General features: G+C 44.4%; 1 protein-coding gene. It reads left to right on the plus strand.

From position 1 onward, the window contains the following. Nucleotides 1–103 precede the first annotated feature (103 nt). Nucleotides 104–1,510 (plus strand): IS66 family transposase, encoded by a 1,407-nt coding sequence (gene tnpC / locus HW45_RS03650; protein ID WP_038224876.1) that lies wholly within the window; start codon nucleotides 104–106, stop codon nucleotides 1,508–1,510. Nucleotides 1,511–1,582 lie beyond the last annotated feature (72 nt).

Genomic DNA, 1,582 nt, shown 5'->3' on the forward strand with positions numbered 1-1,582 from the left:
GTAACTATTCACCCGCGAGGCCTTGACACTAAAGTTATGTGACCGAGTTAACTTGATCCCACATTCAACTTGAGTGATCTTTTTTCGGTGGCAACCTGGAGGTATGAATAAGAAAACATTACCACCTCCGCCAGATTTCGATTCGCCTGAAGAAGCGAAAGATATCATCCATTTTTTATGGAATAAGTTGGCTGAACTTGAAGACCGACTAAATCAAAATAGTCGAAACTCTTCTGTGCCATCATCACAGCAGCCTTTGCATAATAAAGCTAAGAATACTTCACCTAATCGGAAGAAATCAGGAAAAAAGCAAGGAGCTCAACCAGGTCATAAAGGCCATCGCCGACTGCTTCACCCCGTTGAAGACAGTGCCTCGGTTGAGCAATATTTACCAAACAAGACATGCCATTGCGGTGGCTGTGTTGTTCCAAATCGACATCCCTACAAACGACATCAAATCTTCGATTTGCCTGATATTTCGTACACACTTATTGAGCATCAAGTCTTTAAAGGCGAGTGCTCATGGTGTGGTGATAAGCATCAAGCGGAGCTTCCAGAGTATGTGCCTGATGTTCAAATGGGGCCAAATCTACATAGCTTTATCGGAATCCAAGCAACCCAGCACCACCAAAGCATAGGTAAAATACAATCTATGTTGAAAGACGTCTTCCAACTTAACTTCTCAACTGGTGCAATATCAGCGGCACAAGGGCGAGTCACGGAATACTTAGCCGATACGCATGCTCAAATCCATGAAACAGTCAAAGCATCTAAACTGATTATGGCAGATGAGACTTCGCATCAGCGCAATAAGGATAAAAGCTGGATGTGGGCCGCACTAAGCAATGATGTCGCCTTTTTCCAAATTAACAGCGGAAGAAGCCAACATGCAGCCAAACGACTACTTGGTGAAGCGGTTTTACACCTTTTAGTGACGGACCAATATTCTGCCTACAAATATATCGACGAATCTAAGCGGCAATTATGCTGGGCTCACATATTAAGGAACGTCATTGCAATCGAGGAGAGCGTTTGTCCTGAAAACCAAAAAATCGGAGAAAAACTCGCTTTAATCGCTCATAGCGTATTCAGGTGTCACCACCGGTATATCGAAGGAAAAGTTACCGAAAGCCAGTATTACCGCCGACTCCGGCGGTTACGAAAGAGTTGGCTTCATTGGCTCAAATTGGGCAGTTATCAATGCTCAAAACGATATCGAGGTAGATGTCGAAACCTCATCGCTGATGACACTATGGTCTGGCGTTTTATGGATGACTCCGAGTGCCCGTTAACAAACAACGCTGCAGAGCGAGTCCTGCGTAATTATATATTGATGAGAAAGTGCTGTTACGTGACTCGCTCATATCGAGGAGATCTGTTCCGTGAGCGAATGTTCTCACTGATAGAAACCGCCAAGCTTCAGAAAATCTCAGCTTATAAGTGGCTACGTAAAATCGTCGAGCACCATATGCTTAAAGAGGACTATCAGACGCCAGTATTCTTAGCATAAACCGACGTCAATAGCTCGCGGGTGAATAGATACCTACAGGAAACATTGCCATGGCGTATGGCGCATAAGCAT

The organism is Vibrio sp. ER1A, assembly GCF_000733315.1.
Taxonomy (GTDB): Bacteria; Pseudomonadota; Gammaproteobacteria; order Enterobacterales; family Vibrionaceae; genus Vibrio; species Vibrio mediterranei.